Origin of the sequence: Marinobacter sp. AL4B (assembly GCF_019916045.1) — a bacterium.
Lineage (GTDB): Bacteria > Pseudomonadota > Gammaproteobacteria > Pseudomonadales > Oleiphilaceae > Marinobacter.
Map to the genome: position 1 here is coordinate 64,355 of NZ_JAILWZ010000009.1, position 16,358 is coordinate 80,712.

At 52.8% G+C, this 16,358-nt stretch carries 15 protein-coding genes and 1 tRNA gene; 9 read left to right on the plus strand and 7 right to left on the minus strand.

Going from position 1 to position 16,358, the window contains the following annotated elements; all coding sequences use genetic code 11:
* Positions 1-66 precede the first annotated feature (66 nt).
* Positions 67-1,017, plus strand: coding sequence for an AEC family transporter (locus tag K5L82_RS00895; RefSeq protein ID WP_223132844.1), 951 nt, complete (start codon positions 67-69; stop codon positions 1,015-1,017).
* A gap of 58 nt (positions 1,018-1,075) precedes the next feature.
* On the opposite strand, the gene K5L82_RS00900 is transcribed toward K5L82_RS00895, so the two are convergent.
* Positions 1,076-1,166, minus strand: a tRNA-Ser gene (locus K5L82_RS00900).
* 190 nt (positions 1,167-1,356) lie between these two features.
* Here K5L82_RS00900 and K5L82_RS00905 point away from each other — a divergent pair.
* Both K5L82_RS00905 and K5L82_RS00910 read left to right on the plus strand, forming a co-directional pair.
* Entirely contained in the window at positions 1,357-1,887 is a 531-nt protein-coding gene (locus K5L82_RS00905; RefSeq protein ID WP_133005373.1) for an isochorismatase family protein, read from the plus strand.
* 18 nt (positions 1,888-1,905) lie between these two features.
* Positions 1,906-2,559: a cupin domain-containing protein gene (locus K5L82_RS00910; RefSeq protein ID WP_223132845.1), complete on the plus strand. Its 654-nt coding sequence runs from the start codon at positions 1,906-1,908 to the stop codon at positions 2,557-2,559.
* A 32-nt stretch (positions 2,560-2,591) separates the two neighbouring features.
* Here the strand turns inward: K5L82_RS00910 and K5L82_RS00915 are convergent, their stop codons facing one another.
* Both K5L82_RS00915 and K5L82_RS00920 read right to left on the minus strand, forming a co-directional pair.
* The gene (locus tag K5L82_RS00915) at positions 2,592-3,419 is read right to left on the minus strand and encodes a CheR family methyltransferase (protein WP_133005371.1); all 828 of its coding nucleotides are present in this window, start codon (positions 3,417-3,419) and stop codon (positions 2,592-2,594) included.
* A gap of 37 nt (positions 3,420-3,456) precedes the next feature.
* Positions 3,457-4,386 (minus strand): chemotaxis protein CheV, encoded by a 930-nt coding sequence (locus K5L82_RS00920; RefSeq protein ID WP_223132846.1) that lies wholly within the window; start codon positions 4,384-4,386, stop codon positions 3,457-3,459.
* A gap of 157 nt (positions 4,387-4,543) precedes the next feature.
* Between K5L82_RS00920 and flgA the strand changes: the two genes are divergently transcribed.
* From flgA to K5L82_RS00935, 3 genes are all read left to right on the plus strand, one after another.
* Entirely contained in the window at positions 4,544-5,248 is a 705-nt protein-coding gene (flgA, locus tag K5L82_RS00925) for a flagellar basal body P-ring formation chaperone FlgA (protein ID WP_133005369.1), read from the plus strand.
* A gap of 127 nt (positions 5,249-5,375) precedes the next feature.
* Positions 5,376-5,696 (plus strand): flagellar biosynthesis anti-sigma factor FlgM, encoded by a 321-nt coding sequence (gene flgM, locus K5L82_RS00930; RefSeq protein WP_133005368.1) that lies wholly within the window; start codon positions 5,376-5,378, stop codon positions 5,694-5,696.
* Between the two features lie 7 nt (positions 5,697-5,703).
* Positions 5,704-6,174, plus strand: coding sequence for a flagella synthesis protein FlgN (locus K5L82_RS00935; protein WP_223132847.1), 471 nt, complete (start codon positions 5,704-5,706; stop codon positions 6,172-6,174).
* Between the two features lie 66 nt (positions 6,175-6,240).
* On the opposite strand, the gene K5L82_RS00940 is transcribed toward K5L82_RS00935, so the two are convergent.
* Positions 6,241-6,996, minus strand: a complete 756-nt coding sequence (locus K5L82_RS00940; RefSeq protein WP_223132848.1) for a pilus assembly protein PilB — start codon at positions 6,994-6,996, stop codon at positions 6,241-6,243.
* 214 nt (positions 6,997-7,210) lie between these two features.
* On the opposite strand from K5L82_RS00940, the gene K5L82_RS00945 reads away from it, so the two are divergent.
* The 3 genes from K5L82_RS00945 to K5L82_RS00955 all read left to right on the plus strand — a co-directional run bounded on the left by K5L82_RS00945 (position 7,211) and on the right by K5L82_RS00955 (position 10,441).
* Entirely contained in the window at positions 7,211-7,816 is a 606-nt protein-coding gene (locus K5L82_RS00945) for a peptidylprolyl isomerase (RefSeq protein ID WP_223132849.1), read from the plus strand.
* Positions 7,816-9,708, plus strand: a complete 1,893-nt coding sequence (gene mnmC / locus K5L82_RS00950; RefSeq protein ID WP_223132850.1) for a bifunctional tRNA (5-methylaminomethyl-2-thiouridine)(34)-methyltransferase MnmD/FAD-dependent 5-carboxymethylaminomethyl-2-thiouridine(34) oxidoreductase MnmC — start codon at positions 7,816-7,818, stop codon at positions 9,706-9,708. The genes K5L82_RS00945 and mnmC overlap by 1 nt, the downstream gene beginning before the upstream one ends.
* 97 nt (positions 9,709-9,805) lie before the next feature.
* Complete coding sequence (locus tag K5L82_RS00955; protein WP_223132851.1) at positions 9,806-10,441, plus strand: CBS domain-containing protein; 636 nt, start codon at positions 9,806-9,808, stop codon at positions 10,439-10,441.
* Between the two features lie 21 nt (positions 10,442-10,462).
* Here K5L82_RS00955 and K5L82_RS00960 read toward each other — a convergent pair whose 3' ends face one another.
* The 3 genes from K5L82_RS00960 to zipA all read right to left on the minus strand — a co-directional run bounded on the left by K5L82_RS00960 (position 10,463) and on the right by zipA (position 16,324).
* A complete protein-coding gene (locus K5L82_RS00960) occupies positions 10,463-13,132 on the minus strand; it encodes a hypothetical protein (RefSeq protein WP_223132852.1) in 2,670 nt (889 codons plus the stop codon).
* 154 nt (positions 13,133-13,286) lie between these two features.
* Complete coding sequence (gene ligA / locus K5L82_RS00965; protein WP_223132853.1) at positions 13,287-15,323, minus strand: NAD-dependent DNA ligase LigA; 2,037 nt, start codon at positions 15,321-15,323, stop codon at positions 13,287-13,289.
* 23 nt (positions 15,324-15,346) lie between these two features.
* Positions 15,347-16,324, minus strand: a complete 978-nt coding sequence (zipA, locus tag K5L82_RS00970) for a cell division protein ZipA (RefSeq protein ID WP_223132854.1) — start codon at positions 16,322-16,324, stop codon at positions 15,347-15,349.
* Positions 16,325-16,358 lie beyond the last annotated feature (34 nt).

The window sequence follows — 16,358 nt, forward strand, 5'->3', positions numbered from 1 at the left end:
GTTCGCAAACACTTTCGCACCATAAACCAATTTTATCGGTCATGCACTTCGAGAGAGTACTTCACTTTGAGCGGATTACTAGCCACATTCAGCTACACACTGGAAACCACCTTGCCCGTCTTCGCCATGGTCTTCCTGGGAATCGGCCTCCGCCGGCTGGGCTGGATTGATCAGAATTTCATATCCACCGCATCCGCACTGGTATTCAAAGCGACCCTGCCCACCTTGGTCTTCCTCTCCATCATCAAGGCCGACTTAAGCGCCACACTGAACATCAGGATGATGATGTTCTATTTGGCTGCAACGCTCGTGAGTTTTTGTGCGGCCTGGCTCTGGGCAATCAAACGTGTTCCCAGAAGCGACCGAGGAGTTTATGTGCAGGGTGCATTTAGAGGGAACTGCGGCATTGTCGGCCTCGCGCTTGCTGCCAATCTGTATGGCGACTATGGCCTTTCGGCCGGGGGCCTGTTGCTCGGCCTGATCATCATTTCTTACAACATCCTATCGGTGGTTGTATTGCTCGCCTACCAACCGGGCAAACAAATGAATGCAGCTACCACACTAAGGGACATTATCCGGAATCCATTAATCATCGCCGTTGTCGTCGCTATACCCTTCGCCGGTTTAAAGGTGACACTGCCCGATTGGGTAATGACCAGTGGTGACTACTTTGCCTCACTCACCCTACCACTCGCCCTGCTCTGCATCGGCGGCGCCGTGTCATTGAAAGCCATTCGCGACGACAGTGGGCCTGCGTTAGGGGCTGCAACATGGAAGATGGTGACACTGCCGGTGGCCTGTACATTCGCGGCTTGGTTATTTGGGTTTGAAGGCCGCGAGCTAGGACTGATGTTTTTGTTCTTTGCTAGCCCCACTGCAGCGGCAGGCTTTGTCATGGTTAAGGCGTTAGGCGGCAACGATCGCATGGCCGCCAATATCATTGCGCTAACCACACTGATGGCAAGCATTAGTGTGACCGTGGGGGTATTCGTGTTGAGTTCGACCGGACTCGGTTGACCCCCCCTATTTTTTCGACACAAACAAAAAACCCCAGCATCTCTGCTGGGGTTTAATTTGGCGGAGAGGGAGGGATTCGAACCCTCGATACGCTATTAACGTATACACACTTTCCAGGCGTGCGCCTTCAGCCACTCGGCCACCTCTCCAATAAACTGTTTCAAATCAGCGAACTCGTCGCTCATTTAAGGGCGCAAACTTTAATTGTTTTGGCAGCGTTTGGCAACTGTATCCGCAAATTTCTCCGAAAATTTATTTCCTAATCGCCTTTACCCCCTATTCGCTCGTTATTTTCGCTATGCTTAACGGCCAACGCCCACCATTTCCGGAGAAAACACCATGATGATGAAAGCCGAGCAATCCACCCTGCTACTCATCGACGTACAGGAAAAGCTGATGCCGGCGATCAGCCAGGGCGCAGAGGTAATAGATCGTTGCACAACGCTCGCAATTATCGCGGGTCTTCTTGAAGTACCGGTAATTGGCACCGAGCAATTACCAGAAAAGCTGGGTGAAAATGTCGAATCCATTCGAGAGCTATGCAACACCACCGTGGGCAAAACCCATTTTGATGCTTGCCCGGATGGCCTTATCGATGAACTTCCCGAAGGCCGACAGCACATCATTGTCGGTGGCTGCGAAACCCACGTTTGCATGCTGCAGACCGCGTTGAGCTTACTGGATGCAGGCTACAAAGTTTGGGTCGTGGCGGATGCCACAGGTTCACGCAATGATCTCGACCGCGATGTCGCGCTCGACCGTCTGCATCAAAGCGGTGCGCGGATTGTAACCACCGAAATGGTCGCCTTTGAATGGATGGGACATTGCAAGCACCCCCACTTCCGCGACATTCAAGAGTTGATCAAATAACCCGTAGCGAGCGCCTTAATGTTAAACATGGACTTTACCCAACGCGTGGTTATCCGCACTCACGAAATTGACTGGGTATCCAGCCCGGCAGCCGGTGTCGAACGTAAACCCTTAGCCCGGGAAGAAGCAGAACGCGGCCACGCAACCAGCATTGTTCGCTATAAACCGGGCGCCTCGTTTAACCGGCACGAACACCCTTTGGGTGAAGAGATTCTGGTACTTGAGGGTACGTTCTCCGATGAGAACGGCCACTATCCCGCCGGCACTTACCTTCGTAACCCACCGGGTAGCGGCCACGCCCCTTTTAGCGAAAAAGGCTGTACCTTGTTGGTCAAACTACACCAGTTTGATCCGCGCGACAGCGCAACGGTATGTATCGATACCACCACCGCGGAGTGGCTACCCGGTATCGGCGGCCTTCAAGTTATGCCACTTCATGATTTCGAACATGAGCACGTAGCGCTCGTGAAGTGGCCTGCCAATGAAGCGTTCCAACCGCATCGACACTTTGGAGGCGAGGAAATTTTGGTGCTAGCGGGAGAGTTTTGCGATGACCAAGGTCGATATCCGAAAGACACCTGGATGCGCTCACCACATATGAGCCAACACCACCCCTTCGTGGATCAGGAAACCGTTATCTGGGTTAAGACTGGCCATCTGCCACTCGAATAATCCAGCGGCAAGCCCGGGCGAACAAACCGCTTCTACTTTTTTCGGTAAACGATGCCGGGCTGGCACTGCACCATCTCGTAAAGCTCCGGCATCCCATTTAGAGACTCCGATGCTCCAAGAATTAAGTAGCCACCTGGATTCAACGCTCCGTGCATACGCGTCAAAATGTCTCTTTTCGATTCGGCGGAGAAGTAAATAAGCACGTTTCGGCAAAGAATTATGTCGAACTTCCCAAGCATATAACGCTCAAGCAAATTTAACTCTTTGAACTCCACCATCCGCTTTATTTGTTCGTTAATCTGCCAACCACCGTTCACAGACGGTTTGAAGTACCGTTTCTGGCGCTCGGGTGACAAGCCGCGCCCAATCGCAATCATTTCATATTCGCCCTTGCGCGCCACTTCCAAAACGCTTTTCGAGATATCCGTCGCCGTAATACGAACGTCCCGAAGTTTTCCCGGCCGGGCCTGACGGAACTCGTCTAGCACCATCGAAATCGAGTATGGCTCTTGCCCCGTTGAGCATGCAGCCGACCAGACCCGCAGGGGCTGCATAGACTTTCGTTCCGCGAATTCCGGCAACAATCTATCTTGGAGAATACGAAACGGATGATTGTCCCGAAACCAAAGCGTCTCGTTGGTGGTCATTGCATCGATCACAATTTCACGCAAACCCATACGCCCAGAGCGCTTGAGTCTTTCCAAAAGCTCACCAAACGAGTTCAAGCCGTTATCTTCAAGAATTCTGCGTAATCGACTTTTTACGAGATACTGCTTGTTATCGCCTAGCAGAATGCCACATGCATCTTGCAAGAACGTTTTAAAATCTTCGTATTCCTGGGGAGTTATTTCCGCGCTCATTGCATCTCTATCAAGGGTAAAACGATTAAACGGAGCATCAATCCTGACCGATCAATTCCATAACGCGTTCGGCCAACTCGTCTGGGCTGAATTTTGCCATAAAATCATCGGCCCCCACCTTCTTCACCATGGCAAGATTGAAAACGCCACTGAGCGATGTGTGCAGCATGACAAAGATTTCTTTTAACGCTGGATTTTCTTTGATTCGCGTAACCAGCGTATAGCCATCCATCTCGGGCATTTCTACATCAGAGATAATCAAAGATAGATGATCCCGAATGGAAGACCCATCCTGAGTGAGGCTTTGCAAATAGTTCAACGCCTGCCTGCCATCGTTATGGGTAATCACTTCCATTCCGATCGCGGTTAAGCATCGGCTGATCTGGCGCCGCGCTACGGCGGAATCATCCACCACTAGAACCGGCAAATGGCGTTTGGTGTCAGCCGCACTCCGACTCACCAGCTCTTCGTTAACATCTTCACGAAGCGGAGAAACCTCTGAAAGAATCTTCTCTACATCAATGATTTCTACCAGTTTTTCATCAATTTTTGTAACCGCTGTCAGGTAAACATCTTTGCCCGCTCCTTTCGGTGGCGGCATAATGTCTTCCCAATTCATGTTCAAAATCCGCTCAACGCCAGACACCAAAAAGCCCTGGGTCTTTCGGTTATACTCGGTGATGATGACGAAGCTTGTCGCGAGTTCCTCCTGAGGGACACCCGGCAACCCTATCGCCATGCTCATATCAACAATTGGAATAGTTTCTCCCCGTATATGAGAAACACCACGCACAACCGCAAGGCTGTTGGGGATAGACGACAGTTTCGGGCACTGCAATACTTCTTTGACTTTAAAAACGTTAATCCCGTACACCTGCCGGCCACGGAGCCGAAACAGCAATAGCTCTAGCCGATTCTGGCCGACCAGTTGGGTGCGCTGATTAACGCTTTGAAGTACCCCTGTCATGTCGTTCTTCTCCTGGCGTGCCCTGAACGGCACTGATTTTGCTTTCTTTGTAGCTCAAAGGCCATGAATTCAGACATAGCATAACGGCCACATGCCCAGATTCTTAACTTTTTAATGGGCGGCAGACTTACCGACAGCATAGGACAAAGCACCTCAAATGCGTACCCTCATTTTATTTACGCTGGCGCTAATTTTCAGTTCGCACTCGTTCGCCGAGCAAGCCACGACCGCGAGTGATATCCAGGAAATGGCCGAGCGATTTTTACAAACGTGGGCGGATGATCAAAGGGATCTTAATCGACGCATTGAATACCAAATCGGTAACGTGGACCGGCGTTTGAAACTGGCGCCATGCGAGGGTGAGCCTAAGCTGGAGTTCGTGAGTGATCCTCTGCGAACACCCAGCCCTTCAATTCTTATTAGCTGTGGGGGTAACCGCCCTTGGCGAATGTATGTAACGGCCTCTGTCGAGGCCTACGGACCCGCGATCGTTGCCGCGCGCCCATTGACCCGGGGGGAGCGGCTAACGAGCGCAGCATTAACCACAAGCGAAGTTCAGTTGAACGCTAGCCGCAGAGGCGCGCTCACCGACATAGACAATATTCAAGGGATGATGGTTCGACGCCCTGTGCGAACAGGTACCGTGCTGACACCGGATTTGCTAGAAGCCCCCGATGCCATAGAGCGAGGCGACCATGTTATTATCCTGGCCCGAGCCGGCTCTTTTTCCGTGAGTTCCCGTGGTAAGGCTCTAGGCAACGCAAGCATTGGTGAGCAGGTATTGGTAGAAAATCTTCGTTCCGCGAGAACCGTCAAAGCAACGGTGGTCGCGCCGGGACGGGTCGAGATCCCCATGCAATAATGCACGGAAGAACCGGGCGGAAAACTTTTTCCTCAATAGACTAAAGTCCGGCAATCATTTGCCGTTAACAAGATATAAACCCGATTCCGCCACTGTCAAATGTGGCCTCAGGCAAGTAGGTAACCTTATGTCAGTTGACTTAAATGGAATTGGCCCAGGCCAGGTCAACACCACCAGAACCCAGGCCGACAAAACGACGAACAAAGCACCAGCGCCGGCAGCAGACCAAACCAAAGCTCAAGGCCCGGCCGGCCGTGACGAAAACGTTAGCCTCAGCAGTCAGGCAAAAAACCTGAAACAGCTCGAGGAAAAGCTCGGCGATTACCCGGAAATGGACGACGACCGCATCGCAGAGATCCGCTCCGCACTGGATAACGGCACTTACAAGATTGACGCAGAAAAACTGGCCCAGAAAATGCTTGAGATGGATGAAAGTATTTTTGGGTGAGTAGAGTATGGCCGCTATCGACGAGTTGAAGATCCTTTTAAATGAAGACATCCGCCAGCTGGACGTTTTGGCGGATCTTCTCCTTCGGGAGAAAGAGGCGTTAGCCTCTGCGGATATCAGCCCCCTTCATAAGCTGACGGAAGAAAAAAACCAGATTCTCGGAACAATCCGTGATCGAGCTCGCCAGAAAATTCATCATCTTGTAGACATGGGGTACCGCCCGGATGCCGGCGAGCCCTCACGTTTTATTCGGGCAGGCGGCATGGATGATTTGTATCAACTATGGAAAGCTGCCGATCAAAAACTTCGAGAATGCCAGTCACTGAACCAGAATAACGGGAGAGTGGTTGGGCACCTGCAAAAACGCCTCGCACGGGTAGCCGACATCTTCCGCGGTGCGTCCAGCCAACAAAAGCTGTACGGTGCGCAAGGCCAGCAAACCAATGTTTCAAGCAGTACCGTTTTTGCAAGCGCCTAATGCTTGCGCGCAAACAAAAATGCCCGCTTATTAGCCGGGCATTTTTGTATTGATCGCCGCTAAGTTTTATCGAGTGTAGATGGTCATGCTCGATGCGGGGTGAAAACGAATATTCTGAATACTGACGCTACCCATCGACGCACCATGACCGCCAGCGACCCGGATATTATCCATTCGGATTTCTTCAATTCGCTCCGGCAGCGCCAAGGTAATCGCTCCATCGTCCCGGATTGAATATCGCTCTTCGCCTTCACGGTATTTGACACCCGAGATGGTGAGTTCGGAATCAAGAAAGCTTAACACCGGCACAAACACGTTAGCCGCCAGCCGCACACTTTCAACCGCATCCAATCCCACCTCATTGGCATTATCACCCTCTGCATCCGCAGCATTCCCGGGCGCGGCCGCGACGTTTTCAATATGATCGAACAAGCCAATGTTGCGTTGCCCCGATACGGACGACATTTCAACATCCGTCAAGGCTGCGAACCCGAACCCTTTATACAATTGCCCTGCACTGGCCACAGCGTCTGCATCGTCACTGTCTGATGTCGTAGATGCAAAAGATACAAGAGGCTGAAACGGCAATGCCACCATCGTTACCAGTGCAGCGGTATTGCGGTATCGGGATTGGTGTTTCAACACCCGAATCAACTCTTTTTCGGTAATGCGGCCCGAGGCAACTAAAACCTCTCCCAAGCGCTCCCCTGACGTACGCTGAAGCGCCAGGGCATCTTCAAGCTCCGACTCCTTTAGATACCCGCGATTGATCAATAACCGACCAAGCCGTGATTTTTCTTCAAATCCTTTTTGGACTTTCACTCGTGTTCTCCTGTGTTCGCCATGAACACCGTACAACCAGGCCCGGCATTGTGATTTAGTGCACCCTGTAGCAAGCGTAGCCGAGGACTCCCCGGCTTGCTGTTTGCTTTTACTCTTATCGGCGTAAGGATCTGTTAATATCGTTAACTGCTTTGTAGCAAATAGAATTATGTCAGCTATTCCGACACTCACTGAAACAAAGGGCAGCCTTTAAATGACAAACTCCGTAAAACAACCATTTCTTGTGATTTATGCCGCACTGTTAATTATGTCGGCGTTAATCTTCTCCGCCGCGGCGCATGCGGACACCAACCAAGACTTGCCCAAAGTACGCTTCGTTACGTCAGAAGGCGCGTTTGAACTTCTTCTTCGCCCCGACGTTGCGCCAAAAACGGTCGAGAACTTCTTGAACTATGTAGAAGATGGCTTTTACAACGACACCATTTTTCACCGCGTCATCAGAGGTTTTATGGTTCAAGGCGGCGGATTTACCGAGGACATGGGCCGGAAGCCCACGAAAGCTCCTATCGTTAATGAAGGCAGCCAAACCCTTCCTAACCTCCGCGGCACTATTGCCATGGCCCGCACCAACAACCCGGACTCTGCCACCTCACAGTTCTTCATCAACTTGGTCGACAACGACTTCCTGAACGCAGGCGTACGAGGCGCCGGCTACGCGGTTTTCGGAAAAGTGACCGACGGCATGGGTGTGGTCGACAAAATTGCCTCTGTGCAGACCGGGCGCAAGCAGGGCATGGGCGATGTTCCTCTATCTCCGGTTGTGATAAAAAGGGTGACCAAGGTTTCTACTGAAGACTAATGGCTATATCTGTAGCACCCAAACCGCCGGCCACAGAGCCGGCGGAATTAATTTGGCAAGACGGCATTCCGGAATCCACCCGTTTCGGTGATGTGTACTTCAATCGCAACGATGGCCTGTCTGAAACACGGTATGTGTTTATAGAGCCTAACAATCTTTGTGAACGTTTCGAGAAACTCCCGGATCATGGCCATTTTGTGATTGGCGAAACCGGGTTCGGATCGGGCCTTAGTTTTTTAACAGCATGGGCAGACTGGAAACGGGCAACAGAAGACCATAAACACTCGGTATTGCACTTTGTTTCGTTTGAACGCTATCCGCTTACTCGTGACGAACTAAAAAGGGCCCTATTACGCTCGCCGGAACTCGCTCCGGTATCAGACCAACTAATAGACCAATACCCGCCCCTGATGAAAGGCGTTCACCGCCTGGTTTTCGATAGTGGGCGGGTTAGGCTTACCCTGTTTTTTGGTGAACTCCAAGACGGGCTGGACCAACTGCCGTTTGCTGCGGATGCCTGGTTTCTTGACGGCTTCGACCCCCAATACAACCCGGACATGTGGTCTGATGAAGTGATTCAATCTGTTCGGGATCACAGCCTGCCAGGTACAACCTTTTCGACGTTTACCGCAGTGGGCCGGGTTAGACGCGCCCTTGAAGCCGCGGGATTTGAGGTTACAAAGCAACCGGGCTTCGGCCGAAAACGTGAAATGCTCGCTGGCGCCGTCAGAAACGATGCCCGTCTCTCAAACGTGGCGGCCGCCCCCACCGACCCGGTGGCCATTATAGGAGCAGGTATTGCCGGGACGCTTTTAGCTAGAAACCTGGCTGAACGCGGCGTCCCTGTTCTATTGATCGACAAAGCCGCGAATGCTGGCTCCGCAGCTTCCGGTAACGCTCAGGGCGCACTCTATGCAAAGCTCGGCATCGAGTACAACGCACAAGCCGAGTTGGCCGCAACCGCTCTGAGTTTCAGTCAGCGCTACTATCGCCCGTGGGAGGGTGATTTTTGGCACCCCACCGGCTTATTGCAATTGGCCACGACGGCAAAGGAAGCCGAGCGCCAACGAAAATTCTGTGAACGAAACCAGTACCCCGAAGGCTTTCTGACGCCGGTTAGCGCTGCAAAAGCCTCGTTACTCGCCGGCATCGAGATCCCGCTCGAAGGATTATGGTTTCCCAAGTCAGGCTGGCTTGAACCTGCAAAAGCCTGCGAGCGACTTTCCCAGCATCCGCTGATCACTACCCAATTTAACGTAGAGGTTCGGGATATCGAGCGCCTCAAAGAAGGCTGGTCACTTCAGAGTGCTCATCATCCAAGCCTGAAGGTTTCAAGACTGGTCATCGCTTGTGGCCACCAAACTGCGGAGATTGCCCCTGTGACGGGCAAACTGCGGTTGAAACCGATTCGTGGGCAGGTCACCTATTTACCAGAGGCCAGCGTCAACCCGCCCGCGACCGTCATCTGTGGCTCCAAATACTTAAATCCGGTTGGCCAAGGGCAAGCAACCATAGGCGCCACATTCGACATCAGGAACGACAACCCTGAGGTTACCGCCGAAGGCCATCAAGAGAATCTGGACGAGCTCTTACGCATGCTACCGAATCTTCCGGTAACCCAAGCACCAGCAGCTGAAGACCTGCGAGGTCGCGTTGCGTTTCGATGCACTACCCACGACTATCAACCGGTCGCGGGGGAACTGCGCACGGAATCCGGCGACAAAGTAGAAGGCGCATACCTGTTTACCGGGCTCGGCAGTAAGGGGCTGGTTTGGGGGCCTTTGCTAGCGGAATATCTTGCGGACAAATTGACCGGACAACCGGCTTGTCTGCCAATTCACCTGACTCGGCGCATTGATACACTTCGCCTTTATCCAAAACGAGAGTTTTAGCGACTAAGTCAAATCGCTGAAGTTTTCCAGGCAAATGCCGATAAACGATTAACGAAGCTCACAAGAATACGGTGAAGCCGTCACTAAAGGTGTAGTTATGTCGATTCATGTCAGTGAACCCGGCCGTCCCATCGGCACTCGCCTTCCGGAAATTTTTCGGAATCGAACGGTAGGCGATGTTACTGAACTAGAACCCTCGAGCGCACTGTCTAATTCGCACAACGAAGCCACGGATGCAGAATTTCAACAGGCGGCAAACAGTGGACGGCATCGGGCACTACAACAATACGGAACGGTTGCTGCAGGAGAGCGTAAGGAAGAGCGGGTGTATCTGCCGGTTTCAGAAATAGCATCTCCGGCCCAATATATAGTTCCGGCGACCGCTACCATGAACCAAGCATTTGCGGTGATGGAAGATAATGCCGTACACCACTTGGTGATCATGTCGGATGACAATGTTGCGGGGCTGATCGACTTCAGATGGCTGCTGACCTGGATACACGAGAACCCTAACGAAACAGATACTCAAAGCCTGTTAAACATCGAGCTACCGGCGTTTCTCACCGCTTTTCCGGAAACCGATGCCCACCAACTCGCCCGCTTGATGCTGGCGCACCGCCTTAACGCTGCGTTGATCGTTGATGGCACTAGCGGTCAGCCTTCTGGCATTGTAACGAGCACCGACTATTTAAAGCTCTACGCCAGTGCAAGCCAGCAAGAGGGTGCTGTTTAGGCACCCTCCGTCCGATACCCGCTAAGGCGCAAGAGGTGTAAGTAAGCGACCTTCGGGACTGAACACTACCAGCTGCCGATCGCCAGCCACATCCACCAGCGCCATGACCTCGTCATCACGATAATTCACCATATCGAGGAATGACATGTTTTTGGGGATCTGCGTATTCCAGTTCCGGTATGCCAGGCCATCCTGTGAACTTCTCCGAGCCAGAATACCATCGTTATCAGTGACGGCCGGTGTACCTTCGTCCAACTGGCCATCGGTGTTGCCTGCCAGCACAATGTCACCATCAAACAGCAAGCTTTGCGTGAGTGTTTCAGTTGATGCATCGGCAAAATCGTTCACTTGGTACACGGTCCTCGGAACACCATTCCCCGCTACGCCCCAAACGAACCCGGCCTGGCTATTTTGGCTGCGAGTTCGTGTCAGTTCGTTGTCAGCGCCCTCCACTTCTGTAACCGTGTAAGCAAGGCCATTAGAATCACCGACCAACCAGGCCAGGCCAGAACCGTACACACCATGACGCAATGTCTCTGAGGGCTCTCCTCCAACCTGCACGACGTTAAGCTCAGCAGTTGCACTGCCGGTGGCAAAGAAAGGTCCGATTGCACTGGTCCCATCGAGGGTCCTGGGCGCCTGACCGAACAGAACCGACGAGGACGCGTTCAAATCACCTGCCGCCAATTGATCATCTGCATTGGAACCAACAAACCGCAATGCTTTCTCTCTGGGCGAGCCCGCTTCCTCTTCGATTTCGAGCAAAAATACGTCGGTGCCACCGGTATTGTTCTCCTCGCTCCAACTGCCCGCGGTACTCCCCGCCAGAGTAACAAGAGGTTGGGATCGATCTGCGCTCAGTCCAACCCAACGCACAAAATCATCCTCGCTTGAACCCGTTTCATAGGCAGTACTCCAAGCCGCGAGATAGTCCGTGCCATCGAATCGGAATAACTTGGCAAATACATCTTGACCACCTTTGCTTCCGGGCGCCGAATAACCCACCGCAAACTCCTGGTAAGTCACTCGCGGGGTTGCGGTGCTATCAACACGCTCAGCGACACTGATGTATACGTCAGTGTTCGTTACTCTCGCAGCAACCGTCACGATGTCCAGCAAGGTATTGGCCTGATCGTAGATGCGAACTTCCAGAGCTGTATCGGTGTAGCCCGCTACAAACAATCGACTTGTATGACCTAGTTCTAAGTCAGTTGGCGTAAAGTCAGTAAAGGTTTGCGCTGTGATCAAGCGATTCAAATTTATCCGCAGCAGACTGTCGCTGTCTGCTCTTGCATAGCCTTGTCTGCCAGCCTGATAGGCATCATCTACGGAAAGACTCAAAAACAAATCGTCGTAGCCGTCGTCTGCCGACACGGTGTATGCCCTCCCGCGAACACCAAACTCGATCTCGTTCTGATCTTCGGGAAAGACAAGCTCTAAAAGTGGCAAGCCATTGTCGTCGACAATCTCAAAATGAATGTCTTTTTTGGCTCCGGAGCTTTTACCCTGATCGGTAAAACGAACCATCACCGGGCCATCTCGCTCACCTGTCAGTATCGCCTTATAGGGAGTGGCAGCCGCGTTATCATCGGCGTTGATCGTGTCCTTTACTCCGCCCTTTAGCGTTTGTACAGAAACTACGGGCTCGTTATCAAGAATGGTGATACCCGCTTGCGCACCGGCGTTCGTCACCCCCAAAGAAGCAATACCTTCGCGAACTTCCGTCAGACGAATAAATGCCAGCTCACCAGGTTCGGGGATGCGATCGTCCACGACCTCAAGGGGGATATAGCATTCGGTGATACCCGGCTCAAACGTGAGCACGCCTCGGTCGTAAACACTGGCGTTGTTCTGTTGGTAAGTAATGTAGGTGAGCGGGTTACCTTCTTCGTCCACCGTTTTATCAGAGGCAGAGCCCAGCACGACAATGTCATGACCGACAATCGCCCGTCCGATATTTGACGTACCGTATTCGCATTTTTGATGCGGAGCGCTAACCCCTGCATCACAGTTTTCAGAATCGAAGTCGCTATCCAGCTGATAGGCAACGCGGATGCGAGTAACAGAAGGCTTTTCCAGAGTTACCTTGGCGTAGGTGCGGTGGGTCGTACTGTTGACTTGATCAGTTTGTTTGTAGGCGCCATCTTCCTCGTACGTATTCAAGTCGAAAGAGTGCTTTCCGAGGTTGCTTAGGTCCGGCACGGCACAGGTGTTGGCGCTTGTTTTCTGTGCAACGTTGGCCGCTTCCCCCTCTGTGAATTCATCCACTTCGATCGATATCACGTTAGGCTTCACTTCAACATCGAACGGCTGGAAGCCGGCCATTTTTCCGTCCGTTGTGACGATTTCGATATTGGTGTTCTTGCCAAGGTCCGCATCACCGCGGTTTCCCCCGGAAAGACCGGGCACGCCGCGCATGATAATGCCTTGCCGCGCTTTGTTTGAGGTATCTTCCAGAGCAAGCCAAGAGGGCGCATTAACCAGCGAGTAATCGAGGATATCCTCACCGCCGTATACACCCCAGTTATAATAATACTCTACGCCAAGATAGGCCGTTGGCGCTGGGGCCCCCAATAAAGTCGGTTGATCAGGATCTTTTTCGGTTTTGCAGCCAGCAGCCACTAAAGCGATGAGCGCAACGCCGGCCAAGCGGCCAGCCGAGCAGATACGAGAAGACAAATCGGCACGCATGCAAAAATCCGTTTCTTGACGTTATTGTTAGGACGGAGGTCAGGCGCTCATATATCCAGCACACTTACACACCGTTACAGATCAACGTCATGGTAGCCAATTTGCCCAAGGCAGGACCTGCGCGAGTTCTCAGATTCACCCGGCAGGCATGTGATCAAATTTCAACGCCGTGTTCGCCAAAAAAGTTCAAAAGCTCATCTTCATCAAGCACTTTGACGCCAAGCTGTTCCGCTTTCGCGAGCTTTGAGCCCGCCGCTTCACCGGCGACCACGCAAGCTGTTTTTTTGGAGACACTGCCCGCCACTTTTGCCCCTAATCCTTCGAGCTTTGATTTCGCCTGATCTCGCGTCATCTGTGACAACGTACCCGTCAGGACCCAGGTTTCGCCCGCTAAGGGCTGCTCATCGGCGGAAGCTACCTGCTCTTCTTGCCAGACCACTCCCGTTTCCCGAAGGGCTGCAAGTGTTTCCTGGTTGTGAGGCTGATCGAAGAAACTGCGAATATGCCCCGCAACGATTGGTCCGACATCCGGTACTTGCTGGAGCGTCTCCTCAGTCGCCTCAGAAATCGCCTCTAAAGTACCGAAGTACGCCGCCAACGATTTCGCCGTAGCCTCACCGACTTCCCGAATACCGAGTGCGTACAAGAATTTCCACAATACAGGGTTCCGGGAGCGGTCAATCGCGGCAATAAGGTTGCTGGCAGATTTATCGCCCATTCGCTCTAAGCTGGAGACCTGGAATTTGGTTAAACGATAAAGATCGGCAACGGTCGTTACCATGCCGTCATCAACCAGCACTTCAATCAACCGATCACCCAAGCCTTCGATGTCGAGCGCTTTACGAGACGCATAGTGGCGTATGGCTTCCTTACGCTGTGCGGGGCAGTATAGCCCCCCTGAACAGCGTGCCACCGCCTCCCCTTCGATTTGCACAATGTCGGACTCACACACAGGACATTGCGCGGGCATCACAACCCCTTCAGCATTCTCGGGGCGCTTCTCGGGTACCACTTTAACAACCTGCGGAATAACATCGCCTGCCCGGCGGATAAAGACCGTATCACCGATGTGCACATCCAGCCGTCGCACTTCATCCATGTTATGAAGCGTGGCATTCGAGACGGTCACGCCGCCTACAAATACAGGTTTCAAACGCGCAACCGGGGTGACCGCACCGGTCCGGCCCACTTGAAATTCAACACCTTCAATGGTGGTGAGCTCTTCCTGAGCCGGGAATTTCTGGGCAATGGCCCATCTGGGTGCCCGCGACACAAAGCCGAGTTGCGTTTGAAGATCCAGCCGGTTCACCTTGAACACAATGCCGTCAATCTCATAGGGTAAGCTGGCCCGCTTATCCATTAAGTCGTTGTAGGCTTCAAGACAAGCTTTGGCCCCAGTCGCCACTCGCATTTCAGGGTTGATCCGAAAGCCCCAGTCTTTCACCAGCTGCAAGCTCTCCCAATGGGTGGCTGGCAACTCATTTTCATCCAAAACCGCCATGCTGTAAGCACACATTTCTAAAGGCCGCTTCGCCGTGACGGTCGATTTCTTTTGCCGCAAGCTGCCGGCGGCTGCGTTACGGGGGTTTACGAAGGTTTTCTCACCTTGGTCCGCCAGCCCCTTGTTGAGCCTTTCGAAACCGGCTTTAGGCATATAAACTTCTCCCCTAACCTCCACAAGATCAGGGTAATCGTTCCCACGTAACTTCAGCGGCACCGATGGAATGGTTCGAATATTGGCTGTGATGTCCTCGCCGGTCGTTCCGTCACCGCGAGTTGCCGCTCGGGTAAGCAAGCCTTTCTCGTAATGCAGGCTTACAGCCAGCCCGTCGAGCTTCGGTTCACACACGTATTCGATCGGCTCTTCAGCTCCGAGTCTGTCGCGCACCCGGCGATCAAATTCCTCCAACTCTTCCTCACTGAAGGCATTGTCCAGAGAGAGCATCGGTACACGGTGGGTTACCTCGGCAAAACTGGTGTTGGCCGTACTACCCACTCTACGCGTGGGTGAGTCGTCCGAGGCGAGCTTTGGGTGCTCAATTTCTAATGCCTGCAACTCCCGGAACAAACGGTCGTACTCCGCATCCGGAACTTTGGGGTCATCCAGCACGTAATATTGGTAGTTGTGGTCATGGAGGGCAGCGCGTAGCTCGTCTACGCGCTGCTGCACTTCTGAGGGGATCTGTGTCATCAGGTGGGTGTCCTGGTTAAGCGTTACACCCGATGGAAACGCTGTTTACGTTCAAATTCGCGAATGCGCTGGCGACAATGCTCAATGGTTTGCGGCGTCATGACACTTCGACGTTCGTCTTTCAACTCGCCACCCATGTTACGAACTACGCACTGAGCGGTTTCCAACATAAACTCAAAGGCTTGCAGCGCATTGGTTGGGCCGGGCATACTCATGAAAAAGCTAATGCCGGGCGTACTCAATGCAGGCATCTCTTCGGGCCGGAACGTACCCGGTTCGACGGCGCTGGCAACACTGAACTGGACGGGCGTCGTGGTATCGCTGCCTTCATGACGATGATAGATATCCAAGTCACCAAATTCCAAGCCACACGCTTCAAACAACGTTTTCAGAACCGCGCCCTCAAACGGCTTGTCCTGGGGGGCAAGTACGTTAATGACCAAAACTTCCTTAGCTTCAGGTCGGTTGGCACCGGCTAAAGGCCGGTTGGCATCGCGCTGAGCGACTTGCCGGTTTGCGGTGTCTTCCTGAACGTCGTGAACCACCTCGTCCACACTTGGGGCTTGCGCTAACGGCTCTGAAGCCGGTTCCGCGGCTGAGTGCTCGGTGCCTTCCTCGGCCTTATCCACCGATTCGGCCTCGCTCAAGCGAGTGGCTTCTTCCGGGTCATCTGGGGTATATACCTCGTCCCGCTCAGCGCCCCACCCCGACTCCGCGGAGAAATCGTTGTCGTCATCTAGACTGCTCAATGACTCCGAATGATCCGATTTCAAATAGCCTTGCTCTTCCAGTGTTCCTCTGGAAATAATTCGCGCCCCACCATTGGGTAGCTCGGGATTAAAATCTTGGTCCAATGGCGAATCGTCCAGTTCATCGACGCCCATTCCCGACGATATGGCGATAGATTCTTTTCGGGCACGATGCATTCGACGAATACCATCGACGACGATTCCGATAATAACCAGGGTACCTATGGCAATTAACCATTCCCTAAGTGACATAATTCTGCTGTCCTGTTTGCAGTTTGCAACGTTG